Origin of the sequence: Planktothrix sp. FACHB-1365, assembly GCF_014697575.1 — a bacterium.
Taxonomy (GTDB): domain Bacteria; phylum Cyanobacteriota; class Cyanobacteriia; order Cyanobacteriales; family Microcoleaceae; genus Planktothrix.
Genome location: NZ_JACJSC010000009.1, coordinates 126750 through 152056 on the forward strand (window position 1 = coordinate 126750; position 25307 = coordinate 152056).

22 protein-coding genes and 1 pseudogene are annotated in these 25307 nt (G+C 40.7%); 13 read left to right on the forward strand and 10 right to left on the reverse strand.

What is annotated here, in order from left to right; all coding sequences use genetic code 11:
* The first annotated feature begins 3 nt into the window (after window positions 1–3).
* Window positions 4–807, forward strand: a complete 804-nt coding sequence (gene trpA / locus H6G57_RS13080) for a tryptophan synthase subunit alpha (protein ID WP_190519186.1) — start codon at window positions 4–6, stop codon at window positions 805–807.
* A gap of 645 nt (window positions 808–1452) precedes the next feature.
* On the opposite strand, the gene H6G57_RS13085 is transcribed toward trpA, so the two are convergent.
* The gene (locus H6G57_RS13085; RefSeq protein ID WP_190519188.1) at window positions 1453–2751 is read right to left on the reverse strand and encodes a glutamyl-tRNA reductase; all 1299 of its coding nucleotides are present in this window, start codon (window positions 2749–2751) and stop codon (window positions 1453–1455) included.
* A gap of 180 nt (window positions 2752–2931) precedes the next feature.
* Entirely contained in the window at window positions 2932–3969 is a 1038-nt protein-coding gene (gene glpX, locus H6G57_RS13090; protein WP_190519190.1) for a class II fructose-bisphosphatase, read from the reverse strand.
* 234 nt (window positions 3970–4203) lie between these two features.
* Between glpX and H6G57_RS13095 the strand changes: the two genes are divergently transcribed.
* From H6G57_RS13095 to H6G57_RS13105, 3 genes are all read left to right on the forward strand, one after another.
* On the forward strand, window positions 4204–4533 hold the full coding sequence (locus H6G57_RS13095; RefSeq protein ID WP_190519192.1) for a co-chaperone YbbN: 330 nt from the start codon (window positions 4204–4206) through the stop codon (window positions 4531–4533).
* A 130-nt stretch (window positions 4534–4663) separates the two neighbouring features.
* On the forward strand, window positions 4664–5860 hold the full coding sequence (locus tag H6G57_RS13100; protein WP_190519194.1) for an LL-diaminopimelate aminotransferase: 1197 nt from the start codon (window positions 4664–4666) through the stop codon (window positions 5858–5860).
* 572 nt (window positions 5861–6432) lie between these two features.
* A complete protein-coding gene (locus H6G57_RS13105) occupies window positions 6433–7341 on the forward strand; it encodes an NF038130 family PEP-CTERM protein (RefSeq protein WP_190519196.1) in 909 nt (302 codons plus the stop codon).
* Between the two features lie 340 nt (window positions 7342–7681).
* On the opposite strand, the gene H6G57_RS13110 is transcribed toward H6G57_RS13105, so the two are convergent.
* Window positions 7682–8296 carry a hypothetical protein gene (locus H6G57_RS13110; protein WP_190519198.1) on the reverse strand — a complete coding sequence of 205 codons (615 nt, stop codon included), beginning with the start codon at window positions 8294–8296 and terminating at the stop codon, window positions 7682–7684.
* Between the two features lie 381 nt (window positions 8297–8677).
* On the opposite strand from H6G57_RS13110, the gene H6G57_RS13115 reads away from it, so the two are divergent.
* A complete protein-coding gene (locus tag H6G57_RS13115; protein ID WP_190519200.1) occupies window positions 8678–9445 on the forward strand; it encodes an HpsJ family protein in 768 nt (255 codons plus the stop codon).
* Between the two features lie 19 nt (window positions 9446–9464).
* Here H6G57_RS13115 and H6G57_RS13120 read toward each other — a convergent pair whose 3' ends face one another.
* From H6G57_RS13120 to H6G57_RS13140, 5 genes and pseudogenes are all read right to left on the reverse strand, one after another.
* Window positions 9465–10850, reverse strand: coding sequence for an energy transducer TonB (locus tag H6G57_RS13120; RefSeq protein WP_190519202.1), 1386 nt, complete (start codon window positions 10848–10850; stop codon window positions 9465–9467).
* Window positions 10851–10971: 121 nt separating this feature from the next.
* Window positions 10972–12709 (reverse strand): annotated as a pseudogene (gene ltrA / locus H6G57_RS13125) (group II intron reverse transcriptase/maturase).
* Between the two features lie 727 nt (window positions 12710–13436).
* Window positions 13437–14189, reverse strand: coding sequence for a precorrin-2 C(20)-methyltransferase (locus H6G57_RS13130; protein WP_190519206.1), 753 nt, complete (start codon window positions 14187–14189; stop codon window positions 13437–13439).
* 2 nt (window positions 14190–14191) lie between these two features.
* The gene (locus tag H6G57_RS13135) at window positions 14192–15334 is read right to left on the reverse strand and encodes a GlcNAc-transferase family protein (RefSeq protein ID WP_190519207.1); all 1143 of its coding nucleotides are present in this window, start codon (window positions 15332–15334) and stop codon (window positions 14192–14194) included.
* An 88-nt stretch (window positions 15335–15422) separates the two neighbouring features.
* Window positions 15423–16055 (reverse strand): hypothetical protein, encoded by a 633-nt coding sequence (locus tag H6G57_RS13140; protein ID WP_190519209.1) that lies wholly within the window; start codon window positions 16053–16055, stop codon window positions 15423–15425.
* A 400-nt stretch (window positions 16056–16455) separates the two neighbouring features.
* Here H6G57_RS13140 and H6G57_RS13145 point away from each other — a divergent pair, with 400 nt between their 5' ends.
* Window positions 16456–17529, forward strand: a complete 1074-nt coding sequence (locus H6G57_RS13145) for a hypothetical protein (protein WP_190519211.1) — start codon at window positions 16456–16458, stop codon at window positions 17527–17529.
* A 33-nt stretch (window positions 17530–17562) separates the two neighbouring features.
* A complete protein-coding gene (locus H6G57_RS13150) occupies window positions 17563–17925 on the forward strand; it encodes a hypothetical protein (RefSeq protein WP_190519213.1) in 363 nt (120 codons plus the stop codon).
* 120 nt (window positions 17926–18045) lie between these two features.
* Here H6G57_RS13150 and H6G57_RS13155 read toward each other — a convergent pair whose 3' ends face one another.
* Window positions 18046–18933: a methylenetetrahydrofolate reductase gene (locus H6G57_RS13155; protein ID WP_190519214.1), complete on the reverse strand. Its 888-nt coding sequence runs from the start codon at window positions 18931–18933 to the stop codon at window positions 18046–18048.
* Window positions 18934–19031: 98 nt separating this feature from the next.
* On the reverse strand, window positions 19032–20039 hold the full coding sequence (trpS, locus tag H6G57_RS13160; RefSeq protein WP_190519216.1) for a tryptophan--tRNA ligase: 1008 nt from the start codon (window positions 20037–20039) through the stop codon (window positions 19032–19034).
* A gap of 152 nt (window positions 20040–20191) precedes the next feature.
* Between trpS and H6G57_RS13165 the strand changes: the two genes are divergently transcribed.
* From H6G57_RS13165 to H6G57_RS13190, 6 genes are all read left to right on the forward strand, one after another.
* Window positions 20192–20491 (forward strand): hypothetical protein, encoded by a 300-nt coding sequence (locus H6G57_RS13165; protein ID WP_190519217.1) that lies wholly within the window; start codon window positions 20192–20194, stop codon window positions 20489–20491.
* Window positions 20492–20703: 212 nt separating this feature from the next.
* On the forward strand, window positions 20704–21549 hold the full coding sequence (locus H6G57_RS13170; protein WP_190519219.1) for an ion transporter: 846 nt from the start codon (window positions 20704–20706) through the stop codon (window positions 21547–21549).
* Between the two features lie 66 nt (window positions 21550–21615).
* Window positions 21616–21846, forward strand: coding sequence for a hypothetical protein (locus H6G57_RS13175; RefSeq protein ID WP_190519220.1), 231 nt, complete (start codon window positions 21616–21618; stop codon window positions 21844–21846).
* Complete coding sequence (gene bioF, locus H6G57_RS13180; RefSeq protein WP_190519221.1) at window positions 21836–23014, forward strand: 8-amino-7-oxononanoate synthase; 1179 nt, start codon at window positions 21836–21838, stop codon at window positions 23012–23014. Before H6G57_RS13175 ends, bioF begins: the two co-directional genes overlap by 11 nt.
* Before the next feature lie 321 nt (window positions 23015–23335).
* Window positions 23336–24595 carry an S-layer homology domain-containing protein gene (locus tag H6G57_RS13185; RefSeq protein WP_190519222.1) on the forward strand — a complete coding sequence of 420 codons (1260 nt, stop codon included), beginning with the start codon at window positions 23336–23338 and terminating at the stop codon, window positions 24593–24595.
* A 15-nt stretch (window positions 24596–24610) separates the two neighbouring features.
* The gene (locus tag H6G57_RS13190; RefSeq protein WP_190519223.1) at window positions 24611–25126 is read left to right on the forward strand and encodes a DUF29 family protein; all 516 of its coding nucleotides are present in this window, start codon (window positions 24611–24613) and stop codon (window positions 25124–25126) included.
* The last annotated feature ends 181 nt before the right edge of the window (window positions 25127–25307 follow it).

Here is a 25307-nt window from a genome sequence, read left to right on the forward strand (position 1 = left end):
TGAATGATTTCTGTTTCTCAATGCTTTGAATCTTTACGAGTTTCGGACAAAAAAAACTGTGCTTTAATTCCGTTTATTACCGCCGGTGATCCGAACTTAGAAACAACGGCGAAAGCCTTACAAGTTCTGGATCAAAATGGAGCCGATTTAATCGAATTGGGGGTTCCTTATTCTGATCCCTTGGCAGATGGCCCTGTAATTCAAGCCGCAGCCACTCGTGCATTACAAAAGGGAACTCGTTTAGATCAAGTATTAGAAATGGTGGCAACCGTTAGCCCAACGCTGAAAGCCCCCATTATTTTATTTACCTATTATAATCCCATTTTGCATCGAGGGATTAAACCCTTTTTAGAACAGATTTATCAAGCGGGAGCAAGGGGTTTAGTCGTACCGGATTTACCCTTAGAAGAAGCAGAAACATTACTGGAACCCGCCCGTCAAATCGGGATAGAAGTCACGTTACTGGTGGCACCGACCAGCCCTAAAGAACGAATTGAATTAATCGCCCGTCAATCTCAAGGGTTCATTTATTTAGTCAGTGTGACCGGGGTAACGGGAATGCGTTCCCAAGTTCAAACCCGTGTTGAAGAGATTCTCAAGGAAATGCGAAGCCTCACGGATAAACCCATTGGAGTTGGGTTTGGGATTTCTCAACCCGAACAAGCCACCCAAATGCGAGATTGGGGTGCAGATGCGGTGATTGTTGGAAGTGCTTTTGTGAAACGATTAGCTGAGGGAACACCCGAACAAGCTTTAGCAGATATTGGTCGATTTTGTCAAGATCTAAAAACCGCAATCCAAAATTAAAATACAGGACTTGCAAAGCAAGTCCCTATTCAGGGGAATAAATGTAGCGATTGTAATGTTTTTTGAAGAGCAATGTAGCCTGTTCGACAATTTTTGTGTATAATTTTGAGCAGATGTGTTGTTACTAAGTACACTCTGATCTACTTGATTTTTTAATAACTAGGCGAACTTTGACGGGTTTCATTGAAAAAAAGCAAGAACGCTGGAAGTATTGTGCTCCCATAAACACATCACTTCCAGCTCCTTGAAACCCTCGTAATGTGCCTTTCTGTTTTTTATTATTGCAAGCTTGCTTAGGGATTTCAAGAGGTCTTTTGCAATCACCCACTTTTTAGGTTAGGGGTGTCTATAAATCCCTTGGCTGGCTGTTTTTAGTTATTTTTTGCTCTAGGGAAAAAGCAAACTCAATAGTTTTAATGTCCTCGGCTAAACCTGATCGCCCTTTTTACAGGGGATTCTGGCTTGATTCTCAATTAATGATGGTCTGTCAAACTGGGGTGAAACCTTGGTTCTTCGTGGGCTGTAATCCTTGGAGATTGTTATTAGTTCCCCTATCTCCCTAGACAAATAGGGTTAACGACGATCAAAAACTGTTTTTGATCGCCGCGTTATTGGTAGAAACAATCCAGGAAAAACAGAGCCAACCTAACTATATTGCTGGCTGGAATTTTTTTCAGGCTCTAAATTAAATAAGGTCTGTAAGGTTTGCATCGCCCGACGTCGAGCTTCAATATCCTGTTGAGCGCGAAGTTGTACCATCGGGTCGTGGAGAATTTTATTCACAATTCCTCGCGTTAAGGCTTCTATGACTTCTTGATGCTTATCAGCAAATTCTGAACCTAAACGAGATAAGGCTTTTTCTAACTCCTGTTCTCGAATACCTTCAATTTTATCGCGTAAACAGTTAATCACCGGAACCGTTTCCAAACTTCGCCACCAAACATCAAAGGCTTGTACTTCCTCTTCTAATAAAACTTCGGCTTCCTGAGCCATTTGACGGCGACTTTCATGGTTTTGCGCGACAACGGCTTTTAAATCATCCACATTATAAGCTTGAACATTGGCTAATTCACTGACATCTGTGGCGACATTCCGAGGAACAGAAATATCCACTAACATTAAGGATTGAGATGCTGTTAAGATTGTTTCTAATTTAGCCCGATCTACAATGGGTTCTGTAGCTGAGGTACTGGTAAACACAATATCAGAATCCGCCATCACAGACATCATTTCCGACATTGTATAAATCTGTATATTAGCATCGGGAAATTGATTTGCTAATTCTTTTGCCCGTCCTAAAGTTCGATTCAAAATTGAAATTTGGTTTGCACCTTTAGAGATTAAATGCTGAACCAATAGGCGAGACATTTTACCAGCCCCTAAAATGACAACGCGATAATTACTTAAGTTCTGCACTTTCATTTGAACTAATTCCACCGCAGCAGAACTAATTGAAACTGCACCTGTACCAATGCTAGTTTCGGTTCTGACCCGTTTTCCGGCTGTTAACGCTTGGGTAAATAAACGGTTCAGAATGCGACTAATCCCTTTATGTTGTTGACTTAATTTATGAGTTTGTTTAACTTGGGATAAAATTTGTCCTTCCCCTAGAACTAAACTATCTAAACCCGCCGCCACTCGCATTAAGTGCATAATGGCATCATCATGAAGCAGGGTAAATAAATGGGGACGTAATTGATGTAAAGATAACTTACTTTTTTCTGATAAAAATTGAGTCACTTCCCGAATTCCGGGTTGAGTTTCTGTGGCGACTAAATAAATTTCTAAACGGTTACAGGTGCTGAGAATCGCAACTTCTTCAATATGAGGATAACTTAATAAATGAGCGATCGCAGCTTCTAACTGAGGTTCAGGAATACTCAATTTTTCGCGAACTTCAACAGGCGCGGTCTTATGGCTTAAACCGACAACAGCAATATTCATACAACAGTTGATATAAATAGGGTTTTAAAAAAAGATCAAACAGTAATTCAGTTATCAGTTATCAGTTATCAGTAATTCAGTTATCAGTTAATAGTAGATATCTTTCAGTTAACAGTTAATAGCTGTTAAGTGTTGGATAAAAACCAAAAACTGATGACTGATTACTATTTACTGAAAAGTTTAGCGCAACTGAATATTCTTAGGTGACTCAAACATATGGATAGTATCCACAAAACGAGCCGTTTTCGACTGAGAAGAAATGACTAAACTTTGAGTACGAGCACCACCGTTAAAGAAGCGTACCCCTTCCATTAAAGTACCCGGTGTAATTCCACAGGCTGCGAATAACACCGTTTGACCAGAAGCTAATTCCTCTGCATTATAGACTTTATCCGGTTCAGTAATTCCCATTTCTTTGAGGCGAGCAATATTGCCTTCTTTGCTTTCCCCAATTAATCCGGTTTTCACCACTTCAGGATCATAAATTAACTGACCTTGGAAGTGACCTCCTAAAGCCCGCATTGCCGCCGCAGAAATCACGCCTTCGGGTGCAGCCCCAATTCCCATGAGTGCATGAATATTCGTTCCCGAAAAAGCACAGGAAATTGCAGCCGAAACATCACCATCACTAATCAAACGCACACGGGCACCAGCCGTCCGAATTTCATTGATCAGATCTTTGTGACGGGGACGATCCATCACCACCACCACTAAATCCTCAACGGCGCGGTTCATGCAGTCGGAGAGAATTTTCAGGTTTTCAGTGGCGGATTTATTAATATCAACATGGCCTTTAGCTACCACAGGCGCTGCTAACTTCTTCATATAGAAGTCAGGTGCTGCAAATAAACCGCCTTTTTCAGAAATGGCTAATACAGCCATCGATCCATTTTGACCGTAGGCGACTAAGTTTGTCCCTTCGCAAGGGTCAACGGCGATATCAATTTCGATCAGTTCATCGGGGTTACAATATTTGGCAGCATCTTCTTGAGTACAGATGCCGACTTGTTCACCAATATAAAGCATAGGGGCTTCATCCCGTTCCCCTTCTCCAATTACGATCCGTCCTCTCATGTGAATTTGGTTCATGCGTTGACGCATGGCTTCCACCGCCACATGGTCGGCTTCATTTTTGTCTCCCTTACCCATCAAACGAGCAGAAGCGATCGCAGCTTGCTCGACGACTTCAATAATCTCTAATCCAATAACATTATCCACAGAATTTTCTCCTCCCAACAGTTTGAGATTGCCGGATTGATTACATACTCCCAGTGTTTTAGTCTATCAGAGGGGGGGATATTCCTTTGCATTTAACAGCGTATAGTTTTTGTTAATTTTTACTGCATTTCAACCTAAACTCAGTGGCAAGGGGATAGTCTGCCCGACTTAAGAGTGCTAAGACAGTTTAATCTGGAATAAAGATTTGTATCGAAGTCAATCACGCAAATACCCATGAGTAATAACGTTCTTGTGATTCGAGATTCACAATTTGACTCCGAAGTCCTGAAAGCTGAACAACCCGTTTTAGTTTATTTTTGGGCAGATTGGTGTGGCCCTTGTCGGCTCGTCTCCCCGTCCATAGAGGCGATCGCCACCACCTATCACGAGCGCGTGAAAGTGGTTAAGATGGAAATAGACCCCAATCCCGATACCGTCAAACTGTGTAAGGTTGAAGGAGTTCCGGCTTTGAGATTATTTAAAAGTCAAGAGATTGTACAATCTCATGAGGGGGCGATTAGCAAACCTAAGTTGATCGAATGGCTCAACACGGGTTTGTCATAAAACAGTAATCAGTCAACAGTTATCAGTTATCAGTCATGAGTTAGTAGGCGTTGACTACAGACTAAAAACTAAAAACTCACGATTGATAACTGATAATTGTTAACTGGCAACTGACAACTGATAACTGATTATGAAATTTGCTAATCGTTTAGACCTGTTACGCTCTAATGTTTTTGCTGATATGGATCGAGCCAAAGCCAAGGCTGTATTAGCAGGACAGGATTTAATTGATTTATCCTTGGGTTCTTCAGATTTACCCGTTGCTGATCATATTATTACGCCGATCCAGGACTCTGTGTCTGATCCCGCTACTCATGGTTATCTGTTATTTCGCAATACTCAAGGGTTTCGAGAAATCGTTGCTCAGTGGTATACCAATCGTTATGGCATCGCCGTTAATCCTGAAACGGAGGTTTTGCAACTCATTGGTTCCCAGGAAGGAACGGCCCATTTACCCTTAGCCATTCTCAACCCGGGTGATTTTGCTTTATTACAAGATCCCGGTTATCCCTCTCATATTGGTGGGGTTTATTTAGCGGGGGGCCAAATGTATCCGATGCCCTTACGGGCGGAAAATGGCTTTTTACCCGTGTTTGAGGAGATTCCAGAAACAGTCTTAGCCCAAGCTCGGATGATGGTGTTGAGTTATCCCCATAACCCGACATCCGCAACGGCTTCTTTATCGTTTTTCCGTCAAGCTGTGGCCTTTTGCCAAAACCATGATTTAGTTTTAGTTCATGATTTTCCCTATATGGATTTTGTGTTTCCAGACGGAGAAAATCAGACGGTTGCAGAATTAGCCCCTTCAATTTTACAAGCTGATCCAGACAAAAGCGTTTCCATTGAATTCTTTACCTTTTCTAAGTCCTACAATATGGGCGGGTTCCGCATTGGCTTTGCCATCGGGAATGCGGAGTTAATTTTGGCTTTACGCCAGATTAAGGCAACTGTTGATTTTAACCAATATATCGGGATTTTGAATGGGGCGATCGCCGCTTTAACGGGGCCACAGGATCATATTATTCAGAATATGGGGATTTTCCGTCAACGACGAGATGCGTTTATTCAAGCGATGCAGGATATTGGTTGGAATGTCCCCAAACCAAAAGCCACGATGTATATTTGGGCTAAACTACCCGAACCTTGGTCACAGGATTCTATTGGGTTCTGTCGCCAACTGGTAGAACAAACTGGGGTAGCCGTTTCTCCGGGGGTTGGGTTTGGCAAATCCGGTGAAGGATATGTGCGGTTTGCCTTAGTCCATCCTCCAGAAGTATTAGTTACGGCAGTTAATCGCATTGCCAAGTTTTTACAATCATCTCCATAAACCCTAAACCCTTGATTTTATTGGGGTTTTCACTCTTTTTTCTCCATACCCTGTTCTAGCAATTGCCTGGAAACGGGGTTTTTTCAATGGAAATTCCCTAAAAAGGGAGCATAAATGCTTGGCGATAATTCTGTCGAGCTTGTTTTTTCTAGGGGAAATTACGCAAAGTAGAAGGGCGTTAATTTTTTGAAAAACCTCAATTCCGTAAATCTACGGATATCAATTAATCTTATTTTTAGTTGAAATTACAGATTTACCCAAGCTTTACATAAATCCCGATAAATTGACCAAAATTTTATAGACATCTGCACCAGATTGTTTATAATAACAATAGAGAAACAAAAGAACTCGAAAAGCTCACTAGCTCAAAGCGTTCAGAAACTCACTATTAAACTTGGGTGCTAAAGTTCTTACAAGAAATGAGAACTTTATATATTAAGAAAACCTAGTCAGCAATCACCGTCTAAAGTGACATGAATCACAAAAAAATCTATCAAAATCGATTTTAATGAGATTCAGCATCACAGATAGACAAAATTCTAAAAAAACCTTCTACTTTCTGGAGAAACCCCATGGCAGCTTTATTAAAAAAACTCTTAATTGGCACTTCCGTCGCAGTGGGAATGAGCGCAGTTGGAATAGCCCCGGCTTTTGCTGGGAGCTTAACAGGGGTTAACGTTAGCGGTCAACACCTCACCTACGGATTCACCTACCAAAACGGAAAACTCCAAACCTCTCAAGTTGAGAATAATGCTGCTAACTGGGAAGCCGCTCTCGAAGCAGGCGCAGGTAATATTGAGTTAGCTGGTCAAACTGTATCTCCTAACGCATTTGGCTTCGGAACCCCCGATGGCTTGGGAGGATACGAAAATCAAGAAGCCTCCACGTTAACAGGTGTCATGGGGGGTAAAAAATATACGTTTAGCAGCTTAACCTACGATGACTGGTACACGTATGATGAAAATGGCAACTCCTTAGCTGACACTTGGTTTGCTGATACTTGGAATAATGCAGGATCTGGTTTAAAAGCTTATGCAGCAGCAATCTTAAAAAATCCTACTGTTGCTAGTTTGGATGCTGGAAGCGCACTGTTTGGGTTACAATTCGCTGGCAAAGACGTGGATCTATTTTCACGGGTGAGTAATGCCAATATTGACTATGTAAATGATGATAACGGAATGCTCAACCTGGGATTAGTGGGTCACTGGAATCACAGTTCTGGGTTAAAGTTCAGTGAAGTCCTGAAAGTGACAGTAGGCGAAGGCGACAATGCTGTTACAAAATTCCTGTACAAAACCGGTCAAGCGGATGAACAAACCGGATACACCGAAGCAAGTGATAATGTTTCCCACAGTGGTCTTTATCGTTTCAGTCTAGCCATTCCTAATGATGTGGCTTCTGTTCCTGAACCCTCTGCAATGTTCGGTTTGATGGCATTGGGCGGTTTATTTGCAGCCAGCAAACGCAAAAATCATTCATAAGCTTAATTAAAACTACTATCCATTGACGCTTAAGCAATCACAGAGGAGTCGAACTCCTCTTTTGCTGTCTGTATAGCGCTACTTGAAGAGGGAACAGGGAACACTTCGACACTTCGACACTTCGACACTTCGACAAGCTCAGTGCAAAGCAAGCTCAGTGCAAAGCAAGCTCAGTGCAAAGCAGTAAGAAGTAAAAGGGTTTGCTGGGTTCACTCATTGTCAAACACCAATCATGGGTAGCACTATATAACTCATGTTAAGCCCATTTGCCTGTTCCCCTAATCAAAAACCCCTCCTCAACCGGGAAGGGTTGTGATGATTGGAAATCAGCATTTGAGGTTTAGCCTTGGGAAGGTAAACTGAGTTTGGTAGAAGAGTTATTCAGGGTTGTGGGAAGATTTAATAAGCTTTTACCCGCAAAAACAGAGTCCGTGGGAGTTGTGCAAGCATAAGCAGCACCACCATTTGGCAAAGTGGCAAATCCAGGGCAAGTTCCCCAGGTACATTGAGACGCTGCTAAATATTTGTCGTTGTCTTTACTTTTTACACATTTAGCCCAGGCTTCCGGGTCAGTTCCAGAGCTAGAGCATTGCAGAGTTAAGGATAAACCAATAGCTTTAAGAGCACAACCAGCCTGAACTTTGCAAACACCAGTTCCGTAATTTTTGGAGTAGACAAGGGCTCCAGTGGGAGGTGAGCTTGAACTAACGGTGGTTCCTGTGTACAAACCACCCATTTTACTAGGAGTTTTCAGCAGGGTTGTAGAAGTAATCTTTAATTGTTTGGAAACAGCACTAAGGACATTGGCCTGTTCTGTCGTTAAAGTGACTTTTTTATTCAGAACATCATTGAGGTCAGTGCTATCGACACCGAAAACCCCCGCCTGGGATGGGGCTGCTAATCCCGTGACCATGAATAAACCTGCGCCAGCAATAGAGGTTAGTAATTTTTTCATAGGTGTATTTTTGAGTTAGGGGAGATAAAAATTTATGAGTTTACAGTAATGGTTATGGTGTTTTCCCATCAGTATCAAGGGAAGTCACTAACCTTTTTCTTCATTGATTATAGCTCTCTCAACTGCTCTGGGTCAATGGAACAATGTAAAACTCAGGTAAAATCATCAAAGCATTTACAAAGTTTATGTAAAGTAAAATCGAATACTATACAAATTGCAATTTCAGTACGAATACGGATATGAGAACAGGTTAAGTCAATGGTTCAGGGAATGACATCAGCCAAGGGAGAACCTTTTGAGGTAATATCAGGAAGATTTGCAATCCCAGGTAATTTTAAACCTGAGAGTATTAAGGAATAGTTATTTTGGAAAAATATGACTATGAAATCCACAAATTCTCGTAAAATTCCATCTCAAGCAGCTGGGTTTTTAAAATTAGCAGGAGTAATTTTATTTTTTGTTTCGGTTGTTAATATTGTCTTACTATTTTTTCCTCTAAAACTAGGAGATGTGGAATGGCAAGTTCAGTTTACAAGCCAAATGGTTGAGCAGGGAATTATTCCTGTTTTAGCGATCGCCTTAATGTTTTGTGCCTATGGCTTAGAGGATTTAGCGGGAGTTTCAGCCGATGAGACTCAATCCAAATTTAATAGTTTAAAATTTTGGGTTTATTTGATTTCTGCGATTTTGGGAGTTATTTATCTATTATTAATTCCCGTTCATGTCAGTAGTGTTTCTGCCGCCAGTAATCAAACCATTGAACAAGCCAATCAAGAAGCTGAACAAGCCAAAAAACAAGTGTCTGAACAGTTGCAACTCCAACAGACTCAAATGACCGATTTATTACAAAATAATCAAAAACTAGAAGAATATGTCGCCAGTCAACAACTAACGCCGGAAGAATTAGAACGCTTAGAACAATTTAAAAAGAATCCCGATGCTTTAAAACAGCAAGCTACAGCATTAAATGAACAATTTAAACGGGATATTGAAGAACGACGTCGGCAAACCGAAACGAAATCTAAACAAGGAAGCTTTAAATCCAATGTCAGAATTGGCGTAACCAGTTTGCTGTTAGCCAGTTGTTATCTCACCATCGGTTGGAGTGGATTAAGAGAAGGAAAAGCCCGTAAAAAAGCTCGTCGTTAGTCCACTCCTAACTTTTAATTTAAGGATTAGATTCAGGTTGAGGTTGGGGGGAAGGGGACTGTTCTGGGTTGGGTGTAGCAGACTCCGGGGGTTTTTGTTCAACAGGATTCGTTGGTTGTTCGGTTTCCGAGGTCGGGGGTGTGGGTTGTGCAGGAGGAGGGGAAGAAACCGCAGGCGTATTATCAGGTTGGGGAGTTGGATTATTAACCGTTTTGCAATTTTCTTCACTATTAAACTGAAATTGAATTTGATAAGCTTTCGGTGAATTTGTCGGGTCAAAGGTCATTTCCTGGACGGCTGCTTTTGCCGCATCATCTAACACCGGATAACCTGTGGCTAATAAAACTTCTGGCCCTTGTAAAATCTCCCCGGTTTCACCCACCGCTACCCCAATTAACGCTTTCCCCGTTAGCTTTTGTTCACAAGCTGCATTGGGATATAAATTATTAACTCCGATGGGAGAGGTGGTTTCTAAATTAGGATAGTTGGTAAGTAAACCATTGACCCAGTTCAGATAGGCACTTCCGCCTTGTAACATTGCGGTTTGCTGTTCATTAACCACACCTTCAGGGGGTTGGGGGTTGGAAGTAGAAGGTTGTTGTTGTAAACCCTTTTCCAGTCCTGCCAAAATTGAACCTTTGGGGTGAGACGGTTGAACGTTAGGATTATTTTCAGGGGGTGGGGTATTAGGATTATCGTTTTGATTGGGGGTTTTAGGGCCACAATTGGCATTATTAAACATGGGCGGACAATCAACATCCTGGCCCAAATCTCGGATTAACTGTTGTCGCAAGGCTAATTCATCATTTGGGGGTAAACTCCCCGGTTGTTTTAACTGTCCAGATTGTCCAGGGGGAGGGGAAGAATTAGAGTTATCGAAACCTAAAGGTGGCCCTGGAACAAAGGATAAAGACGGATTAGAGTTCGGCAGAAATCCGATAGAACCGGAATTGAGATCATTAGAATTAGAATTAGACCCTTGAGAAACAACGGGGGGTAAACGATAGCTGGGTAAACTGGGGGAATTACTGGGGGGTGGTAAGGGAATATTCGTTGGCCACACCGGGAGGGATGACGCCTGCATAAAGTCTTCCGGTGCAGGGGGGGGAACAATATTATCCGTTGAAGGGACGGGAAGAACGGATAAAGATGAGGAAAGAGAATTTAAGGGGGTAAATGATAATTTAGGGGGAGGGGCTGGATAAACGCGACTAATTTGTTCAGGAGAGAGTTCAACGACTTGAACCGTTGGGGGTAATTTAATCGATTTAGAGTAAAAATTAATATATTGAATATTGGCAGCAAATAAGCCATGAACCCCCAAGGATGCCAACACACACAATACAACGGGTGGGCGAAAGGTAGGGGGGAAAAATTCAGTTAAGGATGTTGTCGAAGCCGTCATAATAAACGTTAAAGTTTAAACTTGAATAAAATTACAAATTAATTATTAGGGGTCGATGAGGGGTTTGCAGCCCTCACCTCCCATTCAAAACCGTGCTTGCGACTTTCACCGCACACGGCTCCTAGTCTAGTTGACTGTTATCATCAGAGCATCCAGCTTTCTTTTGAATCGTATGACCCATCAGTTGCCGTTTTAGTGTCGTGACAATGGCGATGTAATAATTGTAGGTTCTTATATTCGTCTTTCCCGCCTAAACTTGTGGGATGAATATGATCGATTTCTACAATATCCTCTGGGCTGAAATATTGTCCACAGAAGTTACATTTACCTTTTTGCTTTTTGAGCAGGGTTGCTACTCGTTTGGGTACATCAAAGGATGTTCCCATTCTTGTACTCCAATATGTCCAGTTTCCGTCATACGGTGATGCTTCAGGTCTTACAGTTACATGGCGGGTGATAGGTGTTTCTGCATGGGTTAATAATTTAAAACCATCTTTGGTTTCAAAACTCCATGCTTTATTCCCGTTTTTTCTGAAATATAGCTTCATTTTCTTGTAACTTGCTTTACCGCATCTGCTGACTGTCCATGCTCTTAATCTTTGCCATGTAACATAGTCTAATGAGGAGAATGTTTCTTTGGAAACAACTTTGGAATGGTAATTACACCATCCTCTTATGACTGGATTTAGGCGTTTGATTAATGCGTACTGGGGTGCAGTTTTGTGGGTTTTAATCACTTCTTTAACCTTATCCGCGTGAGCTTTAATTGCTTTCTTACTAGGTTTTATTATGGTTTTGAACCCTATTAATTTTGAGTTATTTCCTCCAGTTTTCCCTGAGTGATGTATACCAACAGGATATTGTCGGAAATTCCAGCCTAGAAAGTCGAATCCTGGTTTTACCTTTTCGCCGTTTACTTCGATTTCTCTTAGTGTGTGGCATATACGGGTTTTTTCTGGTTTCAGTTCTAACCCGATGGGTTTTAACCATTCTTTGATAGCAATTTGACACTGTTGTATGATTTCTAATTGTGGACTAATCACAACGAAATCATCGGCATATCTGATGACTTTGGCTTGAACTGTGCTTTTCTTTTTAGGGAAAATTTGGTCAATTAACCTAATCATTCCATCCAGTGCGATGTTAGCAAGTAAAGGACTGATAACACCTCCTTGTGGAGTGCCTGCCTCTGTTGCCTCAAATATGCCGTTATCCATCACACCAGCTTTTAACCATTGTTTGATTTGGGCTTTTATTGTTGATGGACAATCAATTTTGGACAGTAGGTAATCATGGTTAATCTGGTCGAAGCATTTTGAGATGTCAGCATCAAGTATGTAGTATTCTGATTTATTGATACTTACATAGATTCGTGACATAGCATCGTGGGCTGAACGTCCGGGTCTAAATCCGTAGCTTTCGCCCTCGAATCTGGCTTCCCATTGGGGTTCTAATGCCAATTTAACCAAGGCTTGCCTGATTCTATCGTTTATAGTTGGTATACCTAGTGGGCGTTTTTCCCCGTTGGGTTTGGGTATCCATTTCCTTCGGAGTGGTTTGGCTTTTTGGTATTTACTCAGGTTTTGGGCTAGTTCTATCCGTTGTTTGGGTGTGATGGATTTGATTCCATCTACCCCGGCTGTTTTCTTGCCTTGATTATCCTGAGTGACCCTTCTTATTGATAGAAGTTTGGCGTAATATGACTTGACCAAAAGTTTTTGGAGCTTCCGAGCTTTCGCATTTTGTCCCGATAATGATGCCTGGTAAATTCGCTTTTGCAGCTTAAATACTACCCGTTGGACTTTCGCCCAATTGATAGAATTCCATGCAGTCGTAGTCTTGGTTATACTCGTTTTCACCGTTTTAACTGCTACTTGAAACCTTACCTAACAACTAAACCGAAATCTATCAGCGTATCCTAAACATTACATTTAGGCATTAGCTTCTGACTCCATCTCTCGCCCTCACAACATCCGCTTTAGATTTGTAGCTGCCTATCAGTATTCGACCTCTGTAGGAGTATATGAGGGGTTTTAACGTTCCTTGAAAATGGGATTATTGCCTTTAGAATCATCCTCTCTGCCGGGGTACTTTTGGGAGTCTTAGTAAGTATTAGGATTATGACCTTACCTTTGTAGATATCGAAAGAATTCTCTACCTTTTCCCCTTGTTCTTTTGAACGCAGCGTAATCAAGTCAATTTCGCTACTTAACAGTTACGACAGTTCAAGCCGGATGTTTACTTTCGTTATTCTTGGGCAATTGGCTAGAGAATTATCTTAGATATTGACTTATATCCGATTTCCCGTTATTCCCAGCTTCAGCGTTTTGATAATCAGTCTGACACTGTGGGAATTGCCTTACCCCTTTGGCATGGGATACTCTACCTGTTGAGGTTCGGTAATCCGTACCATTGACTCCGGGGTTGACCTTCCTTTAAGGTCACATTTTCAACGTTAAGACAGGCTTGATTGGATTTATTGTTGGGTTGTTACCCATTAACCAATTAACTGAACCCATCTCCCTGCTTACGTTTCGGGTTTATCCCTAGACTTTGACAGGAACGTCTCGCACAATCCTATCTGTTTTAGCACGTTTGCTTCCCCGTGTGAGCCAGGGTTGTTTTGATAATCAGGATCGAAAAATAGGATAAACGTAAATGGGGGCGATCGCTTAACCCAGCATAAATAACTTGGTTAGGTAGGGTCGCCCTTTCTACAATATAAGTCTGTTCTAGCAAATTGAACCGTTGTAACACGTCCCAAACTTGCTGATAAACGGAACTAACTTTCATCAACACCACAACATCCGCCTGGTGCAGGGTTGTTTCTAAGTCGGCGATCGCATAAATTGCAGGTAAAATTGCCAACTTTTGATCCCGAATGGTGAGGGGAATACCCAAACTTGCTACCGCCGCGAGGGGAGAACAAATTCCAGGGATAGTCTGCACTAGAACTTCAGGACGAAATTGTTTGAGGGTTTGTGCCAAATAGGTGAAGGTACTATAAAAACTGACATCTCCTTCGCAAACAAACGCCACATCCTGTCCCTGTTCTAAATAAAGCCAAACGGTTTCAGCGGCTTGTTGCCATGCTTGATGGAGAATGACCTCATCTTGAACGTAGGGAAAGGTTAAGGGAAGTTTAAGCTGATCGGATTTTAACCAAGGGGTAATAATTTGTTCGGCTATTCCTGGTTTTTCCCCAATTCCTGATGGAAAGGCGACAATTGGAACTTGCTGCAAAAGATGATAGCCTTTTAAGGTAATTAATTCAGGATCACCGGGCCCTACACCAATTCCATATAATTGACCGAAAGATTGAGATAGATTATTAATCATGATCACTGTTTACTAATAACTGATTTTGTTGGGATTCCTTTTGAGGCAGTTTCTGATATTTCTTGGGTTTTGAAATTAATCCCACAAAAACTTTGATAATCTTCTAAGGTTCTGATATTGCCAATATCATAAATTTCTAAACTCTCGGTTTCTAAAGGGGTAATTCTTAATATTTTTTTGATACGTTCTCTGGATTTTTGTTCTAATTTGTACCATTCGGAATTAATATCCCAATGTTTTTTAGCATTGGTACGAGTATAATAGTGATAAATTGTAATTTGATAAGGATAGAAAATATCCCATCCTTTTGTCCAAGCTCTGGTTGAAAGGGTGATTTCTTCTCCGCGAAAATACAAAAAGGGATCATAGGGAACGTCTAAATAAAATTGTCGGGGGGCGAAAATAAATCCTCCGGCTAGAAACATTCCTAACTGAGGTTCAGAATAGGACGCGATACTTTCTCCAGCAATAAAACTTAGAATTCCATGTTCATCAAAATGATGGGCAGTTAAACGAGTACAGGGATATCCGGGGGGAATTTCATCGGGGGGAATATAAGGGGGAGTATAGGCAGAAAGGACAGGTTTGGGACTCGGACATTGGGCAAGTTGTTGCAGTAATAAACTATCCCACCCTTCGACAAATCGATGGTGACTATCTAATTGTAAAATAAAATCTTCATCATGCAGTAAACGTTGACCGAGGGATCTTGCCCAACACACACCGAGGGATTGTCGGGCATCAATTTCTATCATTTTACAGGGGAATTCCTGCATTTTTTCAGTGATTATTTCATCTTCCCCTGGAATAAATTGCCAAACAATTCCAAAGGTTATTTTTTCGGGGCGATCAGCTTTTTTTAACGCATCTTTAAGGGTAGGAATGAGTTCAGAATCTCGATAGGCTGCTAAATGTAAAAATAGTTTGGGATCGGTAAAATTAAGTTTGGGTAAAGATAAAGGTTGGGTTGGGGCGATCGCAGACGGCAAATCAGAAGAAACCGTTGGGGTAATATTCTGTGCCAATTCTAATATTTTAAAAGCAACAGCAGCCCGTTCTGACGCAGGCAAAGTTCCGTCTATCAAAATAGAATCTAAGGTTTTGATAGATTGAGAAACGAGCATTTGCAGGGAGGAATTTAACATGATTAGCAACCCCTAAAAATAAAAATAATTATCTTCATAAGATACAATAAATCAAGGGTTCATTCTGTTCAAAATTTTGATTTTCCTGTTAATCAACAATAGCTTTGAGTAACATATCCGTTAAACTCATCGCTCCTAAATCCGATAAAGTAATTGTATTACAAATATCAAATTTAGCACCTTGACTTTGTAAATCATCATCAAGGATATGGAAAAACTGAGTCACATCGGCGTTAGAACCCACTTGAATCAGTTCAATGGCTAATTCTTCATCTCGGTTAAGTTGATTAGCCGCATCAATAATAATTTGTCGGAGGGCTGTGGGATTTTCAATTTCTCCAGACGTTACAATAATAATGGTTTCGCCATTGGCTTTGGCTTGTTCCGTTGCGCGTCGTCCAAAATAGTGATCAGTCGCATCTTTTAACACCGGAGATAAACGATTTGTTCCAGAAGGTTGATGCTGTTCAAAGATATAAATTACTTTGTCAGATGTGACTTTTTCATAACGTTGAAATTGATCAGAAAATAAATAAAGCGTAATCCCATCAGGATCAAATTGTTCACAATAGCTGGCGATCGCTAAAATCGATTCTTGAAGTAACGCCCAGCGACTTTTGCCTTCGGATTGTTCCAGGGTTGCCATACTATTACTACTATCAATAATCAGTGTATAGTCCCGCTCGCGTAAAACCGATCCTCCTTCTAACAAAATGTCCATTTTTGTTGGCTCCCATTTTTGACGGTATTATTAACCTAGCAGGTCTTGGAATCATTCAACTCAAACGGTAGGCAATTCAGCAATTGATATGTTAGGATCGGGCGAATCGCTAATCTTAAGTAAGGTTTCAGGCTAATCTACAGTTGTGGGTCTGTTGCTCTTACCCAGAAACCGAGTTTCTCAAGTCGTTTCCTCGGAACAGAATTGAACTGTATCCGTAAAGTTGGGTGACGATACCGGAAAATAAACTCAGGTTGTTGAAGCTCTCGTTGCACAGTTTTATGTTCTAAGACAGGGATCTTTCCCAGATGACAGGATTTGACTGCATCAGAGGAAACAAATCTTAGAATGTCTGTGTCATCTGTGCCATAAGTTGTCCAGTATTCGTGGATGCTTCCCCATGAAACCTAGCCCCTCCAACCGTCGCTGGAGAGCGACTTCCACTGCAAATGAGAAGCAGCCCCGCCCTTTGATTTTGGCGTTGATGTTGACTGGCGTTTTAGCTATAGAAGCTTATCCAACGGTTGTACAATCTGCTTTTGCTCAGACCCAAGCCCTGCTTTCTCACTCCATGACAGTTGCTCAAAACCGTCTCTCTGATTCTGTTGAGCCTGAAAATCAATCCTTATGGGATCTATCCCCAAACACCACAGTTGCTTCCCCGGTGACACCGACTTATCGTGTGTTACCGAACCCGTTATTTAATGTTAAAGGACAGTTACCCAAAACCATTCCAGTTGTTTTTGAAACAGCACCCTTAAATCCTGAAAGGGTACAATATTCTGCCGAGGCTGCTCCGGTTTTACCCGGTTTAGTCGATACAAAGGTTCGGGAAATGATTGCTAAACAATCAGGAGTTGAGATCACCGATCTTAAAATCGTGGAAGCCCGTCAACAAACTTGGCCCGATACCTGTTTAGGACTCGCAGCAGCAGAGGAAGTCTGTGGACAAATGTTAGTGCGAGGATGGCGAGTGGTGGTGTCCGATGGTCGCCAAACTTGGGTTTATCGCACAGATGCTCAGGGGAGAAATATTCGTTTAGAATCTCAAAATCATTCCTTTAAGGTACCTTCTTCCCTCTTAGAAACTGTGTTTGAGGATATTCATCAACAGTCGGGTTTATCACGTTCTGAATTAACTTTGGAAGCGGTGGAGGAACAACTATGGCCCGATGGCTGTTTAGGGTTAGCAGAACCGGGGATGTTTTGTACCCAAAGTTTAGTGACGGGTTGGCGGATGATGATCGGTCATGAAAATCAACGTTGGGTTTATCGCACTAATCAAACGGGTTCTAAGTTTAAATTGGATCAAGCTGCAAGTTCAGTGATGCCTAGTTTGCGGGTACAATTTCTCAAGATTCCAGGGGATGATTTTTTATCGCCTTGGACAGAAACTTTAATTGCTCATCTACCGACTCCCTGTCAAGTTTCAAATTTTGTTAATTTATCAATAGGGCAAAATTGCTCAAATTAATACTGATTTTGAAACTACGATTAACGATAAAATATGGCTGATTTAAGTGGAATTTGGCTAGGAACTTATTGGCAACAGGGAGTTCCAACTCGTTTTGAAGTAACATTTATTCAAAGCGGGAATACTTTGGCGGGGAATATTTTAGATGAGGGTTATTTGGGAGAAGCTCAAATTGGGGGGACAGTGGTGGGTCGTGGTGTAAGTTTCACGAAACAATATTTAACCACTTCTCCTGACCCGGTAAGTTATACGGGTACTGTCTCTGAGGATGAAAATTATATGCAGGGACAATGGCAAATTAGCCGTTTATCGTCGGGAACTTGGGAAGCTTATCGCAGTGAGGATAATTTAACCTTGGAATTTAATCATAAAATTGCTCAAAAGGTTCCAGTTTGATAGGAGAGAATGGGCAATAGGCAATAGGCAATAGCTTCTACTAACTTCCTTTTTAATCATTAGTAAAAAACAACGAAATCTTGTTTCACCTGTTCCCTGTTCCCTGTTCCCTGTTCCCTACTATAAAGGTTTAATTCCTGCTAAATCTAAGATTTTAGGAATTAAATCTTCCCGTTTAACGGCCATAATATGCACACCTTGACAGAGTTGGCGGGCAATTTTAACTTGTTCAGATGCAATTAAAATGCCTTCTTCTAAGGGATTTTTAGCTTGTTCTAAACGATTAATAATTGAATCAGGAATCTGAACACCCGGAACAAATTTATTAATAAATCGCGCATTTTTAGCGGATTTTAATAGAAAAATTCCGGCTAAAATGGGTTTTGAAGTTCCGGCGGCAATTTCGGTCATGAATTTATCTAATTTTTCAAAATCGGTGATTAATTGACTTTGAAAAAATTGGGCTCCGGCTTTTAATTTACGTTCAAAGCGACTTTGTAACCCTGACCAACTGGAAGATTGGGGATCAACCGCAGCACCTGGAAATAAATCTGTTGCGCCATCGGGTAAGGGTTTTTGATTCCAATCTAAGCCGTGATTGAGTTTATCAATAGCTTGTAATAATCGCACAGATTCTAAATCAAAAACAGCTTTCGCATCGGGGTGATCTCCTGCTTTGACGGGATCACCCGTTAAGGCTAAAATATTTCTAATTCCTAACGCATGGGCTCCTAATAAATCTGATTGTAATCCGATTCGATTGCGATCGCGACAGGCTACTTGACAAATGGGTTCGACTCCGTGATGCAGCAGAATAATGGAAGCCGCCAGGGAACTCATACCTAAAACAGCACGGCTACCATCGGTAATATTAACTCCATGAACCCGACCTTTGAGTAGTCTAACCATTTCAATCATGTGGTTTGGATCTGCGCCTTTTGGGGGTGCGACTTCAGCCGTAACAATAAATTCATCTAGGGTTGAACAAGCGGTGCGAAAACGGTTCATTCTTAAGGGTTGATTTTATCTTTACAAAGGTTGTTTTTTAGAAGTTTAAAAATTAGGGAAGGTATTTTTTCTTTGTTTCCCTGTTCCCTATTATCAAATTACAACGGTCGGGAATATCCCATGGCATCTTTAACACGAGTTAGGGTTTCATTGGCGACAGCTTCAGCTTTTTCTCGACCTGTTCTTAATACAGATTCTAAATAGCCTTGATCATCCATTACGGCTTTATATTTTGCTTGGATAGGTTTGAGACTTTCAATGACCGTTTCTGTGAATAAAGGTTTAAATTGACCCCATCCCATGTCTTGACATTCGGCGGTAACTTCGGCTTTGGTTTTATGGGTTAGAATGCCATAGAGCATTAATAAATTATGACATTCGGGACGGTCAGAATCATCAAAGGTTAAACCTCGAACTGAATCCGTTTTACAGCGTTTAATTTTTTTAGTAATTGTATCGGGATCATCTAATAAATTAATCCGGCTTAATTCTGAGGGATCGGATTTTGACATTTTTCGAGTTCCATCGGTGAGACTCATCACCCGTGCACCTTCGGGGCGAATTAAAGGGTCAGGTAATTTTAGGACAGCCTTCTTTTGACCGAATAAATGATTAAATCTTACTGCAAGATCACGGGTTAATTCCAGATGTTGTTTTTGATCTTCTCCAACGGGAACTTTATCCGCATCATAAAGTAAGATATCCGCCGCCATTAACACGGGATAATCGAGTAAACCTGCGCTGACATTTTCCCCCTGTTTAATGGCTTTTTCTTTAAACTGAATCATATCTTGTAGCCAATTAATCGGGGTAATACAATTAAGAAGCCAGGTGAGTTCACTATGGGCGGAAATATGGGACTGAACAAAAATTGTAGAATAGTTTAAATCGATGCCACAAGCTAAATATAGGGCGGCAATGGTGTAGGTATCTGTGGCTAAGGTGGCTGGATTATGGGGAACGGTAATCGCGTGTAAATCGACAACACAGAAGAAGTTATCGTATTGCGCTTGATTATCGACCCAGTTGCGAATAGCACCGAGGTAGTTCCCTAGATGAAGGTTTCCGGTCGGTTGTACTCCTGATAGAACTCGCTGTTTACCCATGAGATTAATGTCAACTGAACTTAATACTCTATCTTGGCATGAATGGGAGTCAGTCGTCAGTCCCTAGGGAAATTTGATCTGGGGTTTGGGGATTCTCAGAATTTAATTACATAATGAGAACAAGACTCTAAATCGTGAAGGAGAAAATCTTGATGACTATTCCGAGTAAAAATTGGGTTGAGCAACTGAAAATTTGTTTAGACTTAGCAAAAACGGTAGAAACTCATCCTGAAGCTAATCAATGTTTTGATGAACTTTTGACAGCTATTAAAACAGAATCTCCCGAAATGGCAGAATTATTTAACTTAATTTGGCAAGATTTGATCTTGGCTCGTCGTGCGGCTTCTTTTTGGGAACAAATGTCAGATGTTGAAAAAGAGATGGCAAGTAATATGATGGAAACGATGACTCAAATGCGACAAAATCAGTTAAGGTTAATTCAAGAAATGTAAAAAAATACAGTTATCAGTTATCAGTTATTAGTTAACAGCCTAGGGATGTGTCAATAGCCTCCGGTATGAACTCGCTTAGGTGCATTTGTACTCAAGAAGTAGATAGTTGATTGGTTCTTAACTCTTGGCTCTTAACTGTTAACTCTTACATTAACTACTAAAAATAATAACTGATAACTGATAACTGATAACTGATAACTGACAATAAATCAATGGCTAAAAAAATTAAGCGTCGCATATTTTTAATTTTAGAAGCAAAAGAACACAAACAAAGGTTAAGCCGAGCTTGTGAATATTTTTTAATGTTTTTAATTATTGCCAATACTTTAGCTGTTTGTATAGAATCTGTTGAAGAAATTTTTGAAGTGTATGAATTTTATTTCATTATCTTTAATCGATTTTCTATCGGGGTTTTTACCTTAGAATATCTATTAAGGGTATGGTCATGTACAACCCTTGATAGATATCGCCATCCGATTTGGGGAAGACTCCGATATATGGTAACACCCCTAGCGATTATTGATTTAATTGCTTTCTTACCCTTTTATCTCCCTTTTACAAATGCTGACCTAAGAAGTATTAAATTATTTGGATTAACTCGATTTTTACAGCTTCTAAAATTAGGTCGTTATTCTCGTGGAATTAAAATTTTAGGTCAAGTGATTCGCCTGCGTCAGGAAGAACTAATTTTAACCTTAAATATTGTATGTTTTTTATTGATTTCTTCAGCTACCTTAATTTATTTTGTCGAGCATGACGCTCAACCGGATAAATTTCCAAATATTCCGGCGGCGATGTGGTGGGGGATTATTACGCTAACAACAGTCGGTTATGGAGATGTTTATCCCATTACTCCTTTAGGAAAAATATTAGGGGGAATTTTAGCCTTATTAGGGATTGGACTATTTGCCTTACCTGCGGGGTTAATTGCCTCCGGTTTTACTGAAGTGATCACAGCTAATAAAAAGTGGGCTGAAACTCATGCTCCTAGGGTTTGTCCCCACTGTGGAAAACCTCTGGATGAACAACCGAATAATCAAACCCATCTCAAAGATTAATCAACGTTGCACTTATGCTTTAAAATATTTAATATCATTACAGGTAAATCAGGAGGAATTTGAATCATGAGTTTGGAACGAAGACACTTTAGAGGAATGTTTGAACCGACGGAAGTGGTTGAACTCCGTCAACTTTGTTTTACCCCCAGTCGCATTTTTGAACCCGGACATTATATTGCTGGGGATTTACCTGATATTGCCTTTAATCTGGGATTAGTTGATAAATTACCTCCCGTTCGTGGCAAAAGTGCCGAAATTAGTCAACCTTATTCTTCCGATATTGAACATGATCAATGATGCTTACGCTTGGATAGAAAAAGCCCTGGAGACGATTCATAAAGTTGATTGGTATCGTTCTGTTCAAACGGTAGAAAATCAAGCAGGTGCTACCCTAATCCTAGAGGGAAAACCCTTGATTAATTTTGCGAGTAACGATTATTTGGGATTAGCCGGAGATCAACGGTTAATTGATGCGGCTATTACAGCAACTCAAGCATTTGGAACTGGAGTTACGGGTTCTCGATTGTTAACAGGACATCGCCAACTTCATCGAGATTTAGAATTAGCGATCACTCAGTTTAAACAAACAGAGGATGCCATTGTTTTTAGTTCCGGTTATTTAGCAAATATTGGCACCATTAGTGCTTTAGTTGGACAACGGGATTTAATTTTGTCCGATGAATATAACCACTCCAGTCTCAAAAATGGAGCGAAAATGAGTGGCGCAACGGTGTTAGAATATCAACATAATAATCCTGAACATCTGCGAGAATTACTAGAAGGAAATCGTCTCCCCTATCGTAAAGCACTGATTATTACCGATGGTGTTTTTAGTATGGATGGGGATTTATGTCCTTTACTGGATTTACTCGACATCAGTGAAGAATTTTCCTGTATGTTATTAGTTGATGAAGCTCATGCTACGGGAGTTTTTGGAAAAACAGGAGCCGGATGTGTAGAGTATTTTAATTGCACCAGAGAAACCTTAATTCAAATGGGAACCCTGAGTAAAGCGTTCGGAAGTTTAGGCGGTTATGTAGCAGGTTCGGCGGCACTGATTGATTTTTTAAGAAATCGTGCCCCCAGTTGGATTTACACCACTGGATTAAGTCCGGCGGATACTGCTGCGGCTTTAGCTGCGATTAATCTTGTGCAAACCGAACCCCAACGGCGAGAACAATTATGGCAAAATGTTGAAACTTTAAAAACCTTATTCCAAGAAAAACAACTCCGCTTTAATATCCCCCTTTCTGAATCTCTTTCCCCCATTTTTTGTGTTCCCATCAAAGATGCAGCAACGGTATTAACCATCGGACAAAAACTCAAAGATCAAGGAATTTTTGCCGCCGCTATTCGTCCCCCCACTGCTCATACCAGCCGCATTCGGATTTCCTTAATGGCAACTCATACCCCCATACAATTACAAACCTTAGTTCAAGTTTTAGCTGAGGTAATTCCTGTCTAAAAATTTCAACTGGGGAATTGCTAAAAGCAGGAAGAGAAACTTTTACCCTTGAGATTAAAATATTATCCCCAGAACTTACGCAAAAACCCGGTTTCTGAACCCAAAATCAAGCTTGTCACTCTGAGCCTCAATGAGAAACCGGGTTTTTTAACCCCTGTGCGTAAGCCCTGATCTCCATTTTTCTCATAATTTCTGTTAAAATAAAACGATTAGCTGATCAATAGCAGTGTTCAAGGAGTTGTCATCCATTAAACTGATATGAAACCGCCAAAAGTATTGATTCTGTCCCCGATTTCCAATTTCCTGTTCCCTGCTAGATCAATGAAACAGATTATTTTAATCCTAAGTTTAATCACTTCCCTTTCTGCTTGTGCCAATAGTCCCACCGGAAAAGCGATTGAAAATTCCCTAAAAGCTGATCCTTTATTACAAACTAATTCCCCCGCACCTCAAGCAACAACCGCACCCGTTACTAACCCTGAACCTTCTATTCCGCCTGTTGAACTTCCCAGTGATTTTCCCTCAGAAATTCCCCCCTATCCGAACGCAATTTTGCAGACGGTGATGCCTCCTACCCCAGATTCAACGGCGGTGATTACCCTCTGGGAAACAACAGATCCCAGTAATGTTGTTCAGGCTTTTTACCAAAAAGAGTTAAAAGCAAAAAACTGGAAAATTATCGAGAATTCGGCTAACGAAACTAGCGATAATCTCAGTGCAGAAAAAGAGAACTTAAAAGTAACCATTGCTCAACAACCCAATCCAGAAACTAACGGAAAAACCTATTTTCAAATTCGTTATCAACCGCTTCCGATAGAAACAGCAAGTTCTCCAACTCCCACACCAACTCCAACTCCAACCCCAACCCCAACTCCAACCCCAACTTCTAATCCTGAAAAACCCGATAACAATTCTGTTCCGAAAGAGTTAAGTTCCTTGGTGTCTGATGTTGCCAAATTGGGTATTTTTAAAGCTCCTAATTCTCAAGAAACGGGAACCTTACCTGATCCTAATGGTAAAATTACTCGCAGTCAATATGCCCGATGGATTGTAGACGTTAATAATCAATTATATGCCAATAATCCCGCTAAACAAATTCGTTTAGCTGTTCCCAGTAGTGACCCTGTATTTACAGATGTTCCCACCACCCATCCTAACTTTGCAGAAATTCAAGGATTAGCAGAAGCGGGGTTAATTCCCAGTCCATTATCAGGAGATAATACGGTTACGAAATTTCGTCCTGATTCTAACTTAACCCGTGAAGATTTAATTCGCTGGAAAGTGCCTTTAGATACTCGACAAGCACTACCGAAAGCCAGTCTTGATGCAGTTAAAGAACGCTGGGGATTTAAGGATACCTCTAAAATTGATGCGGGAGCTTTACCTGCTATTTTAGAAGACTATAATAATGGAGATAATTCCAATATTCGCCGGGTTTTTGGATTTACAACTTTATTTCAACCCAAAAAGAACGTAACTCGCGCCGAAGCCGCAGCCACCCTTTGGTTTTTTGGCTTTCAAGGAGAAGGAATTTCAGCCAAAGACGCCTTAACTGATACTCCAAAACCCCAACAAAATTAACAAGAGGAGCACCGGATGATTCAGGAATTAGAAGATTTAAAAACCAGTATTTTAGAAGGTCGATATCAAGATGCGTTAACCTTGGTTGAACAATTGGATGGCATGAGTAGACAAGCTAAAATTGATGCCATTGAGTCCCAGTTAGTGAGGCTGTTGATTCATCTTGTTAAAAATCAATTGGAACAGCGATTAACTAATTCTTGGGCGGCATCTATTCGGGGTGCATTAGTGGAGATTAAAAAGTTAAATTTGCAAGATAATCGAACTTCGACTTATATTCAGCAACAGGAATGGCAATCTTTAATAGAAGATGCTTTAGAATCTGCCATTAGTGATGCTTCTGTAGAAGTTCTCAATGGAGATTATACGCCTTTTCAAATCTCAGAAATGGTCAATCGGGAGGCTGTAATTTTAGTCGCTCATCGTTTAATTGATTTAACCTATCGTTTTTCTAAAAAGGAGTTACCGAATAAAATTAATCAAGCGTTGATAGAATTACCGGGGGGAGTCACCTGGGGGAAGGGTCATTAGCGCAACAACAGTTTGATATTGTTAAGTTTAACTTATTGATTCCGTTATATTGTTTTGGTTTTTAAAAGATTGTCAGGAAATCTTGATATTTTATTGAAAATTACTCTCAAATAGTTGACGCAATTATGGGGGTTGTGATAGCATACAAAAAATAGCACCCAAGGGGTTATTGTGTCTAAAG